Source organism: Occallatibacter sp. (assembly GCF_049510455.1).
GTDB lineage: Bacteria > Acidobacteriota > Terriglobia > Terriglobales > Acidobacteriaceae > Telmatobacter.
Genome location: NZ_JBEKYX010000031.1, coordinates 1 through 18,964 on the forward strand (window position 1 = coordinate 1; position 18,964 = coordinate 18,964).

Annotated in this window: 16 protein-coding genes; 12 read left to right on the forward strand and 4 right to left on the reverse strand. The window is 57.1% G+C overall.

What is annotated here, in order from left to right:
- Window positions 1-769: 769 nt before the first annotated feature.
- From flgM to ABSG47_RS07715, 3 genes are all read left to right on the forward strand, one after another.
- Window positions 770-1,066 (forward strand): flagellar biosynthesis anti-sigma factor FlgM, encoded by a 297-nt coding sequence (gene flgM / locus ABSG47_RS07705; RefSeq protein ID WP_424168524.1) that lies wholly within the window; start codon window positions 770-772, stop codon window positions 1,064-1,066.
- Between the two features lie 95 nt (window positions 1,067-1,161).
- Window positions 1,162-1,749: a class IV adenylate cyclase gene (locus tag ABSG47_RS07710; protein WP_424168526.1), complete on the forward strand. Its 588-nt coding sequence runs from the start codon at window positions 1,162-1,164 to the stop codon at window positions 1,747-1,749.
- 101 nt (window positions 1,750-1,850) lie between these two features.
- Entirely contained in the window at window positions 1,851-2,210 is a 360-nt protein-coding gene (locus tag ABSG47_RS07715) for an energy transducer TonB (RefSeq protein ID WP_424168528.1), read from the forward strand.
- Between the two features lie 62 nt (window positions 2,211-2,272).
- Here ABSG47_RS07715 and secA read toward each other — a convergent pair whose 3' ends face one another.
- A complete protein-coding gene (secA, locus tag ABSG47_RS07720) occupies window positions 2,273-5,293 on the reverse strand; it encodes a preprotein translocase subunit SecA (RefSeq protein ID WP_424168530.1) in 3,021 nt (1,006 codons plus the stop codon).
- Window positions 5,294-5,391: 98 nt separating this feature from the next.
- Entirely contained in the window at window positions 5,392-5,802 is a 411-nt protein-coding gene (locus tag ABSG47_RS07725) for a hypothetical protein (RefSeq protein ID WP_424168532.1), read from the reverse strand.
- A gap of 35 nt (window positions 5,803-5,837) precedes the next feature.
- Between ABSG47_RS07725 and ABSG47_RS07730 the strand changes: the two genes are divergently transcribed.
- From ABSG47_RS07730 to ABSG47_RS07745, 4 genes are all read left to right on the forward strand, one after another.
- The gene (locus ABSG47_RS07730; protein WP_424168534.1) at window positions 5,838-6,038 is read left to right on the forward strand and encodes a hypothetical protein; all 201 of its coding nucleotides are present in this window, start codon (window positions 5,838-5,840) and stop codon (window positions 6,036-6,038) included.
- 84 nt (window positions 6,039-6,122) lie between these two features.
- Entirely contained in the window at window positions 6,123-6,713 is a 591-nt protein-coding gene (locus ABSG47_RS07735; RefSeq protein WP_424168536.1) for a TetR/AcrR family transcriptional regulator, read from the forward strand.
- Between the two features lie 119 nt (window positions 6,714-6,832).
- Window positions 6,833-10,216, forward strand: a complete 3,384-nt coding sequence (locus ABSG47_RS07740; RefSeq protein ID WP_424168538.1) for a S41 family peptidase — start codon at window positions 6,833-6,835, stop codon at window positions 10,214-10,216.
- 94 nt (window positions 10,217-10,310) lie between these two features.
- Window positions 10,311-10,781, forward strand: a complete 471-nt coding sequence (locus ABSG47_RS07745) for a DinB family protein (protein WP_424168540.1) — start codon at window positions 10,311-10,313, stop codon at window positions 10,779-10,781.
- Between the two features lie 30 nt (window positions 10,782-10,811).
- Here ABSG47_RS07745 and tmk read toward each other — a convergent pair whose 3' ends face one another.
- Window positions 10,812-11,477: a dTMP kinase gene (gene tmk / locus ABSG47_RS07750; RefSeq protein ID WP_424168542.1), complete on the reverse strand. Its 666-nt coding sequence runs from the start codon at window positions 11,475-11,477 to the stop codon at window positions 10,812-10,814.
- A gap of 102 nt (window positions 11,478-11,579) precedes the next feature.
- On the opposite strand from tmk, the gene ABSG47_RS07755 reads away from it, so the two are divergent.
- Window positions 11,580-12,530 carry a hypothetical protein gene (locus tag ABSG47_RS07755; RefSeq protein ID WP_424168544.1) on the forward strand — a complete coding sequence of 317 codons (951 nt, stop codon included), beginning with the start codon at window positions 11,580-11,582 and terminating at the stop codon, window positions 12,528-12,530.
- A 122-nt stretch (window positions 12,531-12,652) separates the two neighbouring features.
- Window positions 12,653-13,681: a YXWGXW repeat-containing protein gene (locus ABSG47_RS07760; RefSeq protein ID WP_424168546.1), complete on the forward strand. Its 1,029-nt coding sequence runs from the start codon at window positions 12,653-12,655 to the stop codon at window positions 13,679-13,681.
- Window positions 13,682-13,795: 114 nt separating this feature from the next.
- Here the strand turns inward: ABSG47_RS07760 and ABSG47_RS07765 are convergent, their stop codons facing one another.
- On the reverse strand, window positions 13,796-15,043 hold the full coding sequence (locus ABSG47_RS07765) for a pyridoxal phosphate-dependent aminotransferase (protein ID WP_424168548.1): 1,248 nt from the start codon (window positions 15,041-15,043) through the stop codon (window positions 13,796-13,798).
- A 390-nt stretch (window positions 15,044-15,433) separates the two neighbouring features.
- Between ABSG47_RS07765 and ABSG47_RS07770 the strand changes: the two genes are divergently transcribed.
- From ABSG47_RS07770 to ABSG47_RS07780, 3 genes are read left to right on the forward strand one after another with little or no spacing between them, the layout of a single operon-like run.
- Window positions 15,434-17,221, forward strand: coding sequence for a sodium:solute symporter family protein (locus ABSG47_RS07770; RefSeq protein WP_424168550.1), 1,788 nt, complete (start codon window positions 15,434-15,436; stop codon window positions 17,219-17,221).
- A gap of 25 nt (window positions 17,222-17,246) precedes the next feature.
- A complete protein-coding gene (locus tag ABSG47_RS07775) occupies window positions 17,247-17,462 on the forward strand; it encodes a hypothetical protein (RefSeq protein WP_058185996.1) in 216 nt (71 codons plus the stop codon).
- Between the two features lie 39 nt (window positions 17,463-17,501).
- Window positions 17,502-18,929 (forward strand): L-fucose/L-arabinose isomerase family protein, encoded by a 1,428-nt coding sequence (locus ABSG47_RS07780; protein WP_424168552.1) that lies wholly within the window; start codon window positions 17,502-17,504, stop codon window positions 18,927-18,929.
- The last annotated feature ends 35 nt before the right edge of the window (window positions 18,930-18,964 follow it).

An 18,964-nucleotide genomic window follows, 5' to 3' on the forward strand; every position in this document is an offset into this window, starting at 1 on the left:
CATTACCAAAGTCCACCACCCTTTCGTAACCCCACCTCCTTCAGAAACTTTGCATGCAATTAACCCCATTTATGCTTTACTCAGAATTAGCAGAAGAAAAAGCCACGGCCCGAATCCCAAAAAGGATTCGGGCCGTAGCTCTTTCAAGGCAGTCCAGAAATTTTTTTTTCGAGGGTGTCCCCTCAAAAGTAACCGTTCATGATAATCAATTAGTAAACACCGTAAATCATCGGTAAATTACACAAAAATAATCACATAGCGGCATAATTCCCCGCTCTTCAAAAAACAACCTTGCAGGGAAAACAAAAAGCGAAAGTAGCTCCGGCAAATCCTCAGACGCCGCAGCCCCAGGCCGCAACATGAGAGCATCTCTCCCGAAGGCATAAAGTTCGGATGCCCCACCCTCGCCGCGTATTTGTTTTTGCGGCCAGGCTGGGGTCGCTCGACAGCAAGAGGAGAGATGCTCTAACAATAGAAAGGTCATTGGTTAGGCCTTCTAAGCCGGGGGTGCGGGTTCGAGCCCTGCCTCGCCAAGCATCTTTCCACTGAGCATCAGCAAGACGAGTTTAGCTCTGTTCGACACGGGGCAGGTAACAACATAGCTTGCGATCCGGACTTCCAAGTGATTTGGTTTGTGGTGTTTTGCCGACTCTTGCACATTGCATTTGTATACGCTATCAAGGTCCCCTCTTAGTAACATCTAATTTTGCACCGTCGTGCCGTGCAGACGGGTGCGCCCAAGCCGATAAAGCCATTGAGGAGAAAGACCGTGGAAATTCGTAACTCTCTTAGTGGATTGAATACGATCAGCAATCCCGCCCCAGTGAGCAACCAACCGGAAACGGCGCCGCGGAGCGCAGACAAAAATAGTCAAACCATGCAGAACACAGACCGAGCGACGGTGAGCGCGGCAGGCGCGGGAGTTTCTCAATCCTCTCCGGATGGCGATGTGCGTATGGAGAAGGTTACTGCCGTACAACAGGCGCTGGCTGCTGGAACTTACAATGTTCCGGCCTCAGCGGTGGCAACGAAGATGGTGGATTCGATGCTGGGAAAACCCTCCTGATCCAGGCTTTTCTTTCACCCGGCCCGTCCGCCGGCGGCCGGGTCTCTGTTCTGGAATGAACTGGCCCGCGAGTAGGCCCGGCGTATACTTTTTGCATGATCGCAGTGGAGACCGAAGTAAAATTCCGCATCACTGACGCGGAGCAGTTCAGCCGTCGGCTTGAGGAGGCCGGATTTCACTGCGAAACACCGCGTGCATTTGAGAGCAACATTCTCTATGACACTGCTGACCGGCAGATGCGCGCGAGAACCGAGATTCTCCGCATTCGCACCTACGCGGGACGGACTGTATTGACCCACAAGCGGCTGCCGGAGTCTGGTCCTGGGGAAGACCGGCATAAGCATCGCATTGAGACTGAGACCGCAGTTGCGGATGGAGCGGCACTGGCGGAGATTTTTCGCTCGCTTGGACTGGCTGCCGCCTTTCGATACGAGAAATGGCGCAGCGAGTGGAGCGATGGCAACGGACATTGCGTGGTGGATGAGACCCCAATCGGCAGCTTTGCCGAGCTTGAGGGTGAGCCAGAGTGGATTGACCGTATAGCTGCGGCACTGGGAGTTGAGCCGACTGAATACATTACCGCCAGCTACGGCAGACTCTTTAATCAGTGGCGGGCAAAGAACAATTCCATTGCCTCAGATCTGACCTTTGAAGCAGTTCACGCGTCCGCCGCAGCACACTGAACTGCGCAGTTTCTCCCGCCTCTTCACCTGAAATTCCTCTCATGTGCGGCTGCGTTCTGCCGATAAAGCGGAGAGATGCGCCTCCGCGCTCGAGGACTCCAATGAGGAAATCACTCGCCTCAACTTTTCTGAATTTCCGGCAACACTTGAGCAGCCGGTTTGCCCGCGTTGCCTTCCTGATTCTTCTGGCCGCCTCGGCGGTTACCGCTCGCGCCGATGAACGCGCTATCAAGACGCGCGTTGCTCCGGTTTATCCGGAGCTCGCCAAGCGCATGAAGATCTCCGGATCTGTCAGCGTTCAAGTCACCGTGGATGCGGAAGGCAAAGTTACCGATGCCAAGGCTACGAGTGGAAACCGCCTGCTGGCCGGTGCCGCTGAGGATGCAGTCCGCAAGTGGAAATTTGTTCCCGGTGACGGCGTATCGGTTATTACCGTCGAAATCAACTTCACAATGCAATAGAAACTGAGCGTATTTGCCATATTTAAAAGGCGCCACTGAGGCGCCTTTTAATATGGCGCCGCTTACGCCTCCACGCCGTGGCATTTCTTGTACTTCTTGCCTGAGCCACAGGGGCAGGGATCATTGCGGCCTACTTTTTCTCCCGTGCGGCGCTGGCTAGGCGCGCTGGCTGCGGATCCGCCGGCCATCTGGGCGGCTTTTAGTTCTCGTTCCTTCTTGCGAGCAAATTCCTTTTCGAGTGCGTCAATGGTAGTTTGCGGTGCGCGCGTAGGCACGGGTATCGACGCGACCGCAAGTTCGCGAGGCGCAGGAGCCGCATCGATGACAGCACTGGCCACAGGCGGCGCGGGAGGAACAGGCTTGCTGGGCTGCGGCACAGCCTGCACCGGCTGACCGCTCTCATCGATGATCTGCATGCGGAAGAGGAAGCGCACCGTGTCTTCCTGAAAGCGCTGCATCATGCTCTCAAACATGTCGAAGGACTCGCGCTTGTAAGCCACGAGCGGATCTTGCTGCGCGTAGCCGCGCAGACCGATGCCCTCCTTCAAATGATCCATCGAGAGCAGGTGATCCTTCCAGAGCCCATCAATGACGCTGAGCATGACCATGCGCTCGTGATAGCGCATCGTCTCGGGGCCGAGAATCTTTTCCTTCGCTTCGTATTCCTGCTTGAGCCGCTCGTAGATGGTATCGCCCAGCTCGTGGCGATTGAGTTCGGCAACGTTGATGCCTGCAGCGCTAAGGCTGAGTCCGAACTGGCCTATGACCTTCTCTTCGAGACCCTTCACATTCCACTTGTCCGGATGTTCATTTTCAGGCGCGAATTCATCCAATGCGCCGCTCAGAATTCCGCTGACGTAGTCATCCTGCACGAGCTCGCTCTGGTCGACGCCCTCAAGAAGCTTGTGGCGCAGGCCATAGACGGCTTCGCGCTGCTTGTTCATCACGTCGTCGTACTCAAGCAGATGCTTGCGTGACTCAAAGTTTTGAGCTTCGACAGCCTTCTGCGCGCCTTCGATGCGCTTGGAGATCATGCGCGACTCGATGGGCACGCCTTCTTCCATACCAAGGCGCTCAAGCAGTGTGGAAATCCACTGCTTGGCGAAGATGCGCATGAGATCGTCTTCAAGCGAGAGGAAAAAGCGCGACGCGCCTGGGTCACCCTGGCGTCCGGCGCGACCCCGAAGCTGGTTGTCAATGCGGCGAGACTCATGACGCTCTGTGCCGAGGATGAAGAGACCGCCTGACGCGCGGACTTTTTCCCGCTCGGCATCCGCGGCGGCGGCATGGATGCTGTTGACCTCTGTCCAGTCAGGCTCAGAGACCTCGAACTCCTGCCCCTGATAGTAAAAGCGCTGAAAACCCGCGGGGGCCATGGGATTAATGGTTCCCTCAGCCACGCTGATCGCGCGGGCGTGCCCCTGCTTGACGAGTTGCTGACGAGTCATGAAGTCCGCGTTACCGCCAAGCAGAATATCCGTGCCGCGACCCGCCATATTCGTCGCAATGGTGACCATGCCGAAGCGGCCGGCCTGCGCCACGATCTCCGCTTCGCGCTCGTGGAACTTTGCGTTCAGCACAACGTGGCGCACACCCTTGCGCTGCAGAATATTCGAAAGGCGTTCCGATTTCTCAATCGAAGTGGTGCCGACCAGAACCGGCTGGCCTGTTTCGCTCAGTTCGGCAATACTGTCCGCCACGGCGGTGTATTTTTCTTTCTCCGTTCGGTAGACAACATCCGGATTTTCAAGGCGGAGCATCGGCTTGTTGGTAGGAATGACCACGATCTCAAGCTTGTAGATTTTTTCAAACTCGGCTGCTTCAGTTTCTGCTGTTCCGGTCATGCCGCTGAGCTTTTGGTAGAGGCGGAAGTAGTTCTGGAAGGTAATGGTGGCAAGGGTCTGATCTTCCTTGCGTATATTGACGCCTTCTTTGGCCTCAATGGATTGGTGCAGACCATCACTCCAACGGCGACCCGGCATGAGGCGGCCAGTGAAGGTATCAACGATGATAACTTCGCCGTCCTTGACAACGTATTCCACGTCGCGGCGGTAAAGCGCATCCGCCTTGATGGCGTTTTCCACGTAGTGCTTGAGATCCCAGTTTTCGGCGTCAGCAATGTTGTCGATGCCGAGATGCTTCTCAATAGTGATCCAGCCATCGTCTGTGACGCCGATGGTGCGGTGCTTTTCATCCACGACGTAATCGCCGCTCAGATACTTTTCGCCTTCGCCAAGTGAGATTCCGAGCTGCTCCTGACGCTTGTGGTCGCTCCACTCCACTTCTTCACCGAGCTTGAGCTCAGGCATGATCTTGCGAACGCGGACATATTGATCGGAGGTCACGTCAGTGGGACCGGAGATGATCAGCGGAGTACGTGCTTCGTCAATCAGGATCGAGTCAACTTCATCGACAATGCTGTAGTAGTGCCCACGCTGCACGCAGTCCTTGATATCGAACTTCATGTTGTCGCGCAGGTAATCAAAGCCGAATTCGTTGTTAGTGCCATAGGTGATATCAGAGGCGTAGGCGTTGCGGCGTTGCTCATCGCTCAAGTCATGCACAATGACGCCGACAGTGAGGCCGAGAAATTCGTAGATCTTTCCCATCCATTCAGCGTCGCGCTTGGCAAGGTAGTCGTTGACGGTGACGACGTGGACGCCTTTACCGGCAAGTGCGTTCAGATAACAGGAGAGCGTAGCGACGAGGGTTTTTCCTTCGCCAGTCTTCATCTCGGAGATTTTGCCCGAGTGCAACACCATGCCGCCGATCAACTGGACATCGAAGTGACGCATTTTGACGGAGCGCCAGCCAGCTTCGCGAACTACAGCGAAGGCCTCCGGAAGCACCTCATTGAGCGCGGCATTCTCAGCAGCCTTGATGGCCTCCGGATCAGTGAGCCCGGCAATGCGGGCGGCGACGCGCGATTTGAATTCGGCAGTCTTGCCGCGAAGCTGCTCATCGGAGAGTTTCTGAACGCTCTCTTCCAGTGCATTGATCTGCGCCACAATGGGCACAAGCCGTTTAACGACACGCTCATTGGCTGTGCCGAAAATTTTTGTCAGTACCTTATCGAAAACCACGTGTTGCTCCGTATTTCTGCGTAAATTCCGCGCTCTGAGGGAGTCTGGCCTGGGCTCTTTCGTGGGCCCAGGAACAGTGCTGCGAACCTGAAGAAAAATCAGGCGAGCGAGACAGGCGGAGGACGCTGGAAGGAGGAAGGAAGAGCTGGCGATGCCAGATAACAACGAGAGAAATCTGTTCGAAAAGCAAGAAAACCCAGCGGCGCGATCAGACCGATGAACAGCACCGGCAGCATGGCCTGCATCAGGCTATCGCTGGAGTTGCGAGCAGCAGAGTAAGCCTGGCGAGAAGACCAGTTCTTCAGCAGCCGCGGAACGCCGCGCGGAGTAAATGCGCTGGAATTTGAATGCCCGGAGAGAAACTCGAAGACAGGATGCGCGAATGCCGCGGAGTTTGCCGCACCGGCTTCTGCGCGTGCCACTGTGGCAACGGCCACCACGGCGACCGCAAGCCAAATCCACGCGCTTCTGTATCGAGTAGCTTTCATGCCTGAGAGTAGATGAGCCATTGGCCCATCTACTTATTGTGCCATAAACAGGCCCGGTGCCTCAGTGCCCACCGGCCGGTCCGCCACCAATATGGAATCGCCTCGTCATCGGCACCAGCGGGGCGGCGATCGGCGTGACCGTGAGCGCAATGACCCACGGATTGATAACAGGGCGCGCAACGGTCAGGCGCAGCGGAGCAGGTGGAGCAGCGGTAGCGGTGGCCGCCATGCGAAATCCGAAGCTGCTTGAAATTTGAGACCATTCGGTCTCAGGATGAATCAGATTCCGTGAGGCGGTTTCGGATGCGATTTTTGTATTCGAAAGATTTAGAGGAGCAGAGATGGCGAGGAAAGGCGAGACGACCCGGCAGATGATTGTTGCCGCGGCAGCGCCTATCTTTAATCGGCGCGGCTACGAGGGAACCTCCATGCAGGATGTGATGGAGGCCACGGGTCTGGAAAAAGGCGGGCTCTACAGGCATTTCTCCGGCAAGGAAGAGCTTGCGGCTGAAGCGCTTCGGTACTCGCTTAGACAGTCCGTCAAACTACGTATCGAACATGTGGACGGCGGGCACGGCGCGCTCGCGTTACTGAGATCGCTGGTAAAACGGTTCGTCGAAAAACCATCCAGTATGCCGGGAGGCTGTCCGCTGATGAACACGGCAATTGATTCAGACGACGACAATCCCACCCTGCGCGGACTGGTCCACGAAGCTCTGCGTGACTGGAGAATGCGGCTGATCAAAGTCATCGGCGATGGAATCCGTAACGGTGAAATAAAAACGGAGACCGTTCCACGAGAGATCGCGAATACGATCATTGCCTCGCTTGAAGGAGCACTTATGATCAGCCGGCTGGATGGGAACCGAGTTGCACTGACGGACGCGCAAAAATCTCTGCAAGTTCTGCTGGACAGGATCGCCGCAGAGTAAAGCCTGACGTAGTATTCTTTCAACGCAGATTCAAAAAAGCCTGCTAAAGCGAAGGTCTCGCTCTCTGCAACGAAGCTGAGGCATTCCGCACTCTCAACTCAGAAACTTCCGGAGGCTTGATGCCCTTCCAGCTCTCGTTTGCCCGAGCCGCAGCCCTTGCTGCTCTTTGCCTTGTTTTCACAGCCCCAATACTTGCACAAAACGCTCCTGACACAGGCGCGGAACATACGCACCGAGGCTACTACCGTTATCCAGCGGTGCATGGCGAGACGATCGTTTTCACCTCCGAAGGCGATCTGTGGACCGTTGGCATTCATGGCGGTACAGCGCAACGGCTGACTACCGCACCCGGCACGGAGCAGATGGCGACTATTTCTCCCGACGGGAGGACAGTGGCGTTTCTGGCCAATTACGAGGGGCCAAGTGAGATCTACACCATGCCCATTACGGGCGGATTGCCCGAGCGGCGCACCTGGGAGGGTTCGGTGCAACCGGCCGGATGGTCACCGGATGGCAAGCTGCTGATCTCCACGGAGCGTTACTCCACGCTGCCCGGCAACAGGTTGGCACTGGTTGACGCGCAGGGCAAGCGCGAGATTCTTCCGCTGGCTGAAGCGGCTGAAGGAGCCTATTCCGGCGATGGCAAGACGCTCTTCTTTACCCGCTGGACAAAGCAGTGGAGCGAGACGAAGCGCTACAAGGGCGGATTCGCCGAGAGTATCTGGAAGTTTGATGGCGAGCATGAGGCCGTTCCGCTCACAGCGGATTTCGAAGGCACCTCCGCGCACCCGATGTTCTGGAAAGACCGCGTGTATTTTCTCTCCGACCGCGACGGCATTATGAATGTCTGGTCGATGGATACGGACGGCAAGCATTTGAAGCAGGAGAGCCATCAGAAGGTCTTCGACGTGCAGGCGGCATCGCTCTCGGATGGCCATATTGTTTACGCTTCGGGCGCTGATCTCTGGCTCCTGGATTCTGCTACGGGCAGCGAGCATGCCATTCCGGTTACCCTTCAGTCCGACTTTGACCAGATGCGCGAGCACTGGGTAAAGAAGCCGACCGACTACCTGACGGAGGTGCATCTTTCGCCGGATGGATCGAGTGCCGTTTTCACGGCGCGTGGCGAGGTCTATGTGATTCCGGCCAAGCCGGGGCGCATTGTGAAGGTGGCTTCCAACTCGGCTGTGCGCTATCGCGAGGCGCGCTTTCTGCCCGATGGAAAGTCGATTGTGGCGCTTTCGACAGAGAGCGGCGAGACGGAGTTCTGGAAGTATCCGGCAAACGGCGTGGGTGCGCCCGAGCAGTGGACGCGCGACGCAAAGGTTCTGCGGTGGGATGGATTTCCCTCACCGGATGGTCGCTCGCTGGCGCACTGGAATAAGGACCAGGAGCTATGGCTCTACGATGTCAAGGCCAAGCAGGAAAAACGCATCGCGCAGTCAATGAACGGAGACTTCGGCGATGTGAGCTGGTCGCCGGATTCAAAATGGCTGGCCTACTCGGAGACAGCGAACAATTCTTTCCAACAGATCAAGATTCTCAACGTTGATTCCAGCAAGATCGAGACCATTACCTCTGACCGCTACAACAGCGGCAATCCGCAATGGAGCAGCGACGGCAAGTGGCTTTATTTCCTCTCCGACCGGTCACTTGAGACCACGGTGCCTGCGCCCTGGGGACCGCGCGCGCCAGAGCCGCATTTTGATCGCACGGTAAAGATTTATCAACTGGCGTTGACGACAGGGCTGCGCTCGCCTTTTCTGCCAGACGATGAACTGCATAAAGACGGCAAGGACATCGACAACAAGGACGAGAAGAAGCCAGAGGAAAAGAAGGACGATAAGAAGCAGGACGATAAAGCTTCTGCGGATAAGAAAGACGACAAGAAATCCGACGACGATAAGAAAGATGACAAAAAGGACGATAAGAAAGACGAGAAGAAGGTTGAAGTCAAGATCGACTTTACCGATGTTGCGGCGCGGGTAACTGAAGTTCCCGTTCATGCGGGCAATTACGGCAATCTGCAGCTGACCGACAAGCGGCTTTGCTTTATCAGCGCGCTCGATGAGCATGTCTCGGTGCAATGCCTGGATATCGCCAACAAGGGTGATGAGCCGGATACGGTTCTGCGTGATGCAGGCAATTTTGAAATTTCGCAGGACCGTAAGAAGATGCTGGTGGCGCAGGGCGCCAACTTCTATATCTTCGATGCCGACGTCAAGGATGGAAACGGCGCTAAGGCAAAGTCGGGCATCGATCTTTCACGCTGGAGCATCACCACAAATCCACGCGAAGAGTTTCACGGTCTCTTTCTGGATGCGTGGCGTCTGGAGCGCGATTACTTCTATGACCGCAACATGCAAGGCGTGAATTGGCCGGCGATGCGCGACCGTTATCTTCCGCTCGTGGATCGTGTGTCGGATCGTGATGAGCTGAACGCTGTAATTGCGCAGATGGTCTCTGAATTGTCGGCCCTGCACACGTTTGTATCCGGCGGAGATGCGCGAAAGCCCAGCGACCATATTGACGTGGCCACGCTTGGAGCGCGCTTGAGGCGCGATGAAAAGGCCGGCGGCTATGTGGTGGAACATGTCTACGCGTACGATCCCGACTTGCCAAACCAGGCCCCTCCGCTGGCCAAGCCTGAATCGACGGTGAAGGAAGGCGAAGTGATTACCGGCATCGACGGCACAGATGCGCTGAGCGTGCCGGATGAACGCGTACTGCTTCGCGGCAAGGCCGGAACGCAGGTGCTGCTGCATGTGAAGAACGATAAGGGCGAAGCGCGCGATGTGATTGCCGTGCCGATTTCAGCGAATGAAGATTCGAATATGCGTTACTCCGAGTGGGAGTACACGCGGCGCACTACGGTAGATAAGCAGTCTAACGGAACCATTGGCTATGTGCATCTGCAGGCGATGGGCTCTGGAGACATCAACCAGTGGGCGCGCGAATTCTATCCAGTCTTCGATCGTCAGGGTCTGATTATTGACATGCGCCACAACCACGGCGGCAATATTGATCCGTGGCTGCTGGAGAGGTTGCTTCGGCAGGCATGGTTCTACTTCCAGGGCCGCGTGGGCAATCCCACATGGAACATGCAGTATGCATTCCGCGGACATGTCGTTGTGCTTTGCGATCACGAAACTGCTTCCGATGGCGAGGCCTTCAGCGAAGGCTTCCGACGGCTCAAGCTGGGCAAGGTGATCGGCATGCGCACTTGGGGCGGCGAGATCTGGCTAAGCGGCAGCAACGTACAAGCCGATAACGGCGTGGCAACGGCGGCGGAGACGGGCGTGTATGCAGATGGCAAGTGGCTCATCGAGGGCCGCGGAGTGGAACCGGACATCGTGGTAGATAATCTGCCGCTTGCGACAAATACCGGAGAGGACGCGCAGTTGAATGCAGCGCTGAAAGAGCTGCAGCAGGAGATCAAGGCCGATCCGCGGCCTGTTCCGCAGCCTCCGCCGCATCCGGACAAGTCATTCCACAATAAGTAGCAGAAGAAAGCATCCTGATTCTTTTACGAGGAATCTCTTTATCGAAGCGCGCCGGAGTTTTTATGCCGGCGCGAATTCCGGAGAGGATGATTCAATGAATCAGGATGCGGCGTTACGGCAACAGCTAGTGAAAGTGATCGAGAGCAGCGAGGCGCATGCCGAGCTGGATGACGCCGTGAACGGGTTTCCGGAAAAGCTGCATGGCAAGCGCCCGGACGGTTGCCCGCATTCGCCCTGGCAACTGCTTGAACACATGCGCATTGCACAGTGGGACATTCTGGAATTTACCCGCGACCCCAGGCATGAGTCACCGGCGTTTCCGGATGGGTATTGGCCGAAGAATCCTGAGCCTCCGGATGCAAAAGCGTGGGACAACACAGTGAAGGCTTTCCTGGCGGATCGGAAGGCGTTGTGCGAGCTGGTCGCGAATGAATCCGTCGACTTGTTCACAAAAATTCCGCATGGGGGCGGGCAGACGGTTCTGCGACAGGCGTTGCTGACTGCGGACCACAATGCATATCACCTGGGCCAGTTGCTGTTATTGCGCCGAACGTTCGGCGTATAGATTCTGCGCGTTAATTCCGCGCGTGGGGGCCTATTTTTTATGGGCCTGGGTGAGCCGCATGGTTATGGCCTCAACGATCTGCTCCTGCACCTCGTCGATGGAGAGGTCGCCCTCGATCGTCACTACTCGTTCGGTGTCGCGTGCGGCGATCTCGCGATATTTTTCCCAGACGCGGCAGAAAAATGCTTCCTGCTCGGCTTCAAAGCGTCCCTCGTCGTTGCCTTCATTTGCCGCTGTACGCTCGTTGCGGCGGCGCGCTCGATCGAGGCTGCGTTCGAGTGAAGGCAGTAGAAGCAGCGTCAGGTCCGGTTGCAGGCCTCCGCAGATGAGCTGATGCATTGCCAGCACAAGATCTGAGCCAAGCTGACGGCCTCCACCCTGATACGCCTCTGTCGAATCGGTGAAGCGATCGCAAAGAACCGTCTTGCCTGCGGCCAGCGCGGGCTCAATCACTTCGGCAATCGCCTGCGCGCGATCGGCAAACATGAGCGCCATCTCAGTCAGAGGAGCCAGATCGCTCGTGCGCGAACTCAGCAGCAACTCGCGAATGCGGTCCCCGGTCTCGGTTCCACCCGGCTGGCGCGTTACCACAGGATCGGCGCCGCGCTTTCGCATCCATGAGGCCAGGCGCTTGATCTGCGTGGTCTTTCCGGAGCCGTCGAGCCCCTCAAGCGTGATGAATAAGCCCTGTGGCATGGCGTGAGTCTACCATCCAATGTCCAACGAGACGATTGCACCGCAATTGTGATAGAAGTGTGAAGATTTGATGACAGCCCCCCGTCCTGTATGGAGTGCGCAGTGAGAAAGATCGGAGCTTCCCCCCTCTCGGCTATCCTCGCAACGGCGCTTTTTTGTTTCGCCGGCATTCACCTCCAATCTCAAAACCTTACCCTGGAAGGACAAACCGGCGGCTTCGTTACGCCTACGGCTTACGTTATTCCCACTGACAAAGGTCATATCTTTTCGCACCCCACGGTGGGCTATTACTTCGTCAATGCAAACAAAGTGATCGGCGACATTCACACCTTCAGCATCGTGGAGGGTTTTGGCAACCGCGCCGAGGTTGGCTACACACGCAGCGTGCATCAAACGGGCGACAGCGCAGAGTTCAGCCAACTCTGGCACTTTGCTGGCATGAATGTCTTTAACGGCAAAGTAGTGGCAATTAAAGATGGACAGGGATCGCCATTTACTCCGGGTCTTGCAGCGGGATTTGTAGTCCGGACCGGAGATAAATTTGTCTCGGGCGCCATCGATGGGCTTCTTGGCCAGCAGGTGAAGTCCTATACCAATGGCGATATTTACGCCGTGGCTACCAAAACCTGGCTGCATGCTCCGCTGCCTTTTATCGCCAATTTTGGCTTTAAGGGAACGAATGCTTCCATCCTCGGCATTGGCGGCCAGGCGACACGCTTCCAGGGCAGGCTATTCGGCGGCTTGGGAATTCCAATTCCCTTCCTGTTCCATACAGCCATAATTCCGGCAGCCGGATTTTTACAGGAGCCTCCTCACTCTGTAAACCTGAATCAGGTTCTTGTGGTGAATGAAGGACGGCTGCCCACTACGCTCGACTACGCCGTCCGGATCACGCAGCGCAAGAATCCGCACTTCAGCCTCGGCGTAGGCATTGGCCAGGTGGCTGGTATGATTGGTGAAACTTACGTTGCGCCTCCGTATGGTCCGGGCCCGGTTCCCGTGAATCTGCAGGCACGCTCGATCCTCGGCATCAATCTTGGCTTCCGGTATTGAAGGCTTTATCCCATTGAATATCAATGTTTTTCACAACCCCTGCAACTTCCAGAGGCTGCAAGGGTTCTAAGTTTATAGTCTGCCAAAGCGCGCAGGCTCTGGATATTAGGAGGACTACTCGAATGAAAATTTTACGTTTTTCCGCACGCTGGCTCCTGCTTGCGCTGATGCTGCCCCTGATTCCCACTTCGCAGGCTCATGCGGGCGTCTTTATCAGCGTCGGCTTTGCGCCTCCTGTGCTGCCCGTGTATGTGCAGCCTATCTGCCCCACACCCGGATTGATGTGGACCCCCGGCTACTGGGCGTACGGCCCTGACGGCTATTACTGGGTGCCAGGCGGCTGGGTGCCGGCGCCTTATGCGGGTGCCCTTTGGACCCCGCCCTACTGGGGTTGGGAAGGCGGTAACTACCTCTTCCATGTCGGCTACTGGGGTCCCCACGTGGGCTACTATGGCGGCATCAATTACGGCTTCGGCTATGGCGGCATCGGCTTTGCCGGCGGCATGTGGCGCGGTGGAGTCTTCGCATACAACACAGCCGTGATGCGCGTTGGCGTCGGCGGGGCATGGGGCGGCAATCGCGTTTATGTGGACCGTGAAGTTGTGAACCGGGGCATAGTCCCAGGGGGCGGTCGCGTGGCTTTCAACGGCGGACCCAATGGCGTTCGTTACCAGGCCAGCGCGCAGGAGCGCTCATACATGAATGAGCGCCACACAGCGCCAACCAGCTTCCAGTCGCAGCATGAGCAGGCTGCTCGCGCTGACCGTACTGCTTACGCCAAGGCCAACGGAGGCCGTCCGCAGAATCTGGCGTCTTCCCGCCCGATGAACGAAAATCGCGGTCCCGCTGGTGGAGCACGGCCAGGCAATGAAGGCCGCCCCGGCAATGAAGCTCGTCCCGGAACCCCGAACGGTGGAAGGCCCCAAGGTGGTCCGGCCACACGGCCCACACCCGAGGGCCGTCCGAGCCAGCCAGCCCGTCCAAGCCAGCCTGCGGCGCGGCCTGCCCCTGAGTCTCGTCCAAGCCAACCCGCAGCACGGCCCGCACCGCAGCAGTCGCGTCCCGCACAAACCGCGCGTCCGGCTCCGCAGCAACACAGTACTCCCAGGCCCCAGGCAGAGCATTCGCGTCCGGCCCCCAAAGGGAGATAACTCTCCACAAGCACGAAAACAAACAGACAGCCCACGGAATCCGTGGGCTGTCTGTTTATGCAGCAAAAAGCCTCCGCCAAATGCGGAGGCTTTTTTGTTGCTGACCAGTCTTGTTTAAGACATGTGGGTAAATGGCGTCTCAGCCAATCGTCCCGGCAAACGAGGCGGTTCCAGATTCGCCGAAGTCGGCGGAGCCGCCATCACCTCCGTAAACGCCTTGCGGAACGCCATCATTTCATCATGCGTACCGACCGTGATGCGCACCTGCGTGGGCCACGCCGGCCAGATACGGCCAATGTAGATGTCCTTCGCCGCCATCCCCGCCATCACCTGCCGTCCCGGCCTGCGAACATCGAGCATGAAGCAGTTGCTCTCGGAAGGTGTAACCGCATAGCCCTCGCTCTTGAGCCATGCAAGTGTAGCCATGCGCGTGTCGCCAATGATTTTGCGCCGTGTCGGCACCAGGTCCTTATCGGTCAGGCTAGCCTTGGCTGCCGCCATGGCAGTAATAGGCATCGGGTTCTGGCCAAAGTACTCATACTTGGCAACAAGGTCTTTGCGACCAACAGCAAAGCCCATCCGAATCCCAGCCATGCCATAGAGCTTGGAGAAGGTCCGCAGAACAATGACATTCTTCCCTTCCTTGACGAAATCCAGCGACTGCGGCTCCGTGCAGAGGTGAATGTACGCCTCGTCAATGAGGATGACGGTATCCTTCGGCGCATTGGCAATAACTTGCTCAATATCGGCGCGCGGCGTGCACGTGCCGGTGGGATTGTTCGGATTGCAAATGTAAATCACGCCGGGAGTGGCCGAGGCAGCAAGCATCGCCTTCACATCATGCTTGGCCGCGCCCTTGGGATCGGCCAGCGGAACCTTGATGACCTGCGCTCCAGCAGCCTTCGCCGCCCAAATCGGAGCTTCGTAACCGGGGTCCGCAATGATCAGCGGACGATCTTTACTGGTGTTTGCCAACACCGTGTAATGCAGCGCATCGCTGGAACCCGCAAACACCTTAACGGTCTCCGGATCAAGTCCCTCTATGCCGGCGAATGTCTGCGCAAGGTCCATCTCAAGATTGAAAAGATAACGCCCGCCGCGCGGAACAATATCCACAATCGCCTGCCGCGCACCCTCAGAAGGACCGAGCGGATTCTCATTGGCATCAATGTGAATGCCCTTGTTGGGATCGGCAAAATTGGGACGCTGGGCCAGAGCAAGGTGGGATTCAGTAAGGATGGGCAGGGTGGCCAACGCGGATGCGCCGGCAGCGTAGCGAAAGGCGGAGGCGCCTGCGGCGAAGCGAAGAAAAGTCCGGCGCGATAACGCGCTACCTACAACAGAGTCGACAAAAGGATTCATGAGCGATTCTCCTTGATGCTGCATTGCCTGGACAGGAATACGTTGCACGCGCCGCCGGCGCGCCAGGAGGGAGGTCTCCGGAGTGACGATGAAGGTGTGTGGAATTTCCCATAAGCCAAGTTAGCTCTGAAATCCGCCAAATTCAATAGCCTGTGCATAAGGATTCTTCACGAATGGACAGGTCTTTCGGCCAGGCTGACGACAAAACTGGCGCATGCCGGGTCTGGGGCGATACACTTCCCGCCGCGTCTCGTGACGCCAGGAAGCCGGCTTAAAAGCTCTCCGGAATTGACTCGGATATCGCTTGACAAGTGTTGCAGTAAACCCATTTACTTGAGGGCGAACGTCCAATCAGATTCATGGACCGGAAGTCCCATCGCTAGGTGACGAATGTTCCCATTTGCCCCAACTTCCCTTGCCGCAGGCCTGCCCACCGCTGCCGTACAGTCTCTGGCTTTTAGCACGACCTCGCTCGCCCATCTTGGCTGGCTCGACATCGCCGTCATCGCAATCTACTTCGTCATCGTCATCTGGATCGGCTTCTACCTGAAAGGTCAGGCCAACACCAGCGAAGAGTTCTTCATGGCCGGCCGTGAGATGACCGCCTGGATCGCCGGCCTCAGTTTCGTCTCCGCCAACCTTGGCTCGCTTGAGCTAATGGGATGGGCCGGGTCGGCCTATCAATACGGCATTCTGGCCGCGCACTGGTACTGGGTCGGCGCCATTCCCGCCATGCTCTTCCTCGGCATGGTGATGATGCCCTTCTACTACGTCTGCAAAACGCACTCGGTGCCCGGTTATCTCAAGCTGCGCTACGGCCAGGGTGCAAGCGTCGTTGCAGCTCTCTCCTTTGCTTTCATGACCGTCCTGATGAGCGGCGTCAATATGTTCGCCATGGCCGTGGTCATGAAGGTAGTCCTTGGCTGGAACCTGAGCTTCTCCATCATCGTCTCCTCGCTGGCAGTCGCTGCCTACGTGGCGCTCGGCGGCCTTCGCTCGGCAATCTTCAATGAGGTTTTGCAATTCGTTCTGATCTGGGGCGGCGCGCTGCTCGTCCCAATCCTCGGCCTCGTTGAGGCGGGCGGATGGAGCGGCTTCCAGGCCAAACTGGCGGCAAATATCCAATCCGGATTGGTCCCTGCGGGAGATTACACGCACATGTGGCGCTCCATGGGCCACTTTTCTGACAATCCCATGGGCATTCACTGGACCGGCATCGTCTTTGGCCTGGGTTTTGCCATCAGCTTCGGTTACTGGACCACGGACTTCCTCGTAGTGCAGCGAGTGCTCGCCGCCAACAATCTCCGCTCGGCGCGCATGGCTCCAGTGATCGGGTCGTTTTTCAAGATGGCTGTTCCCTTCATCGTGATCCTGCCCGGCTTGCTGGCACTCGTAGTACTCAAAAGTCCTGACGGCAATCTGATCCATCTCGTCGGCGAAGATATGGTCAAGGGCAACCCTGGCCTGCACAGTTACAACGAAGTATTACCGCTGATGATGGTGCGTTACATGGGCCCCGGACTGCTGGGCCTCGGCATCACCGCGCTCATCGCCGGCTTTATGAGCGGCATGGCCGGCAATGTCAGCGCCTTCTCCGCCATCTGGACTTATGACATTTACCAGCCGCTCATCAACAAGAACGCGCGCGATGAACATTATGTCGCCGTGGGCCGCTGGGCTACCATCCTCGGCGTAGTCGTCTCCATCTTCACTGCTTACCTTGTGATGAACGCGGCCGGCATCATGGCCTACGTGCAGGCGCTCTTCAGCTTCTTCATCTCGCCGCTGCTCGGCGTGGTTCTTGTCGGCATGTTCTGGAAGCGCGCCACCAGGGAAGGCGGCTTCTGGGGCCTCCTGCTGGGTACGCTCACTTCGATCGGCCTGTGGGCGTGGGTGTATGTCAATCCCTCGGCATTGCGCTTCGTGGCGCTCTCGCCCGATGCGAAAGATATGGCCGAGAACATGTACCGCGCTCTGTGGTCCGTAATCGTATCCATGGGCGTGAACGTGATCGTAAGCCTGTTCACCAAGCCAAAGCCGGAGGCGGAGCTGGATGGCCTGACCTACGGAGCCACCAAACTACCTACGGAAGAACCTGTTCCATTATTCAAGAATGAATGGTTCTGGACGGCCATTGCCATCGTTGTCTTCATCGGGCTCAACATCTACTTCTGGTAAACGATTCTAAAAACGGGGGCCGTACATGCATTCGGGAAACATCTCTATCTGGTTCTTCATCGGCGTGCTGCTCACCATTTACGGCGCTCTCATCTTTGGCTATGGGGTGTATGAGTTCGCAACCGGCACACTGGCCAACGTGGTCCTGAAAGAACTGCACGCGCCGCTCTGGTGGGGCGCAGGCATGCTGGTGGTGGGTCTGTTCTACAGCATCAAGTTCAAACCTGGCCACACGGCTTAGCTCTCAACCGCGATATTTCTACAAGGAGTTTTTATAGTTATGGCAGCACAACGGACAATGACCTTTGGAGTTGTAGTAGGCAACCGCGGCTTCTTTCCCGATCACCTTGCCAAGACCGGCCGCGAAGAGATTCTCGCGATGCTTGAAGCCGCCGGCGCCAAGGCAATTGTGCTCTCGCCGGAAGAGTCCAAATACGGCGCCGTGGAAACCTACGATGAAAGCCTGCGCTGTGCCGAGCTCTTCAAAAAGCACGCTGGCGAGATTGACGGCATCATTGTCACGCTTCCAAACTTCGGTGAAGAACGCGGCATCGTAGACGCCATTCGTCTCTCCGGCCTCAAAGTGCCAGTGCTGGTGCAAGCCACGCCTGACCGCGCCGAGAACATGACCATCTCCGTACGCCGCGACAGCTTCTGCGGCAAGATGAGCGCCTGTAACAACATGATGCAGTATGGCATCGCATACTCACTGACCACGCTGCACACAGAGGCCGTCACATCGCCGGAATTCAAAGCGGATCTCGAATGGTTCTCCGCCGTCTGCCGCATCGTAAAGGGTCTCAAGAATCTCAAGATCGGTGCTCTCGGCGCGCGTCCCACGGCCTTCAATACCGTCCGCTACTCCGAACGAATTCTTGAAACCAGCGGCATCTCGGTGGAAACCCTCGATCTCTCTGAGGTCTTTGGCCGCATTGCAAAGCTCAAAGATAACGACGATCTCACGCTGGCCAAACTCGCTGCCATCAAGAAATATGTTTCCACCCACGGCATTCCAGAAGAAGCGCTGCTCAAGATGGCCAAGCTCGGCGCAGTCATTGACGGCTGGATGAAGCAGACCCATTGCACCATCTCCGCCGTGCAGTGCTGGACCTCGATGGAAGAATTCTTCGGCGTAGTCCCCTGCACCGTCATGAGCATGATGAGCGAAAATCTCATCCCCTCAGCCTGCGAAGTAGACGTACCCGGCACATTGAGCATGTACATGCTCGCGCTTGCCAGCGGCACGCCTTCTGCGCTGCTCGATTGGAACAACAACTACGGCTCCGACCCCAACAAGTGCGTCTGCTTCCACTGCTCCAACCTGCCCAAGCACTTCTTCGCCGATGTCCGCATGGATTACCAGGAGATCATCGCCGGAACAGTAGGCAAGCTCAACACATTCGGCACATGCGTGGGCCGCGTGAAGGCAGGCGTGATGAGCTATGCGCGCTTCTCCACCGATGACCGTCGCGGCGTTGTGCGCGGATACACCGGCCCCGGCAAGTTCACTGACGATCCGCTGGAAACCTTCGGCGGAGCAGGCGTAGCCGAAATCCCGCAATTGCAGAAGCTGCTCAGGTACATCTGCCGCGAGGGCTTTGAGCATCATGTTGCAGCCAACTTCAGCGATGTATCGAAGGCTGTGCATGAAGCCGCAGTTCGTTACATGGGCTGGGAGAGCCATTACCACCCCGAGCTCGAAGATTGATAGTTCGTTGGGAAAATCACGGGCGTTGACGCATG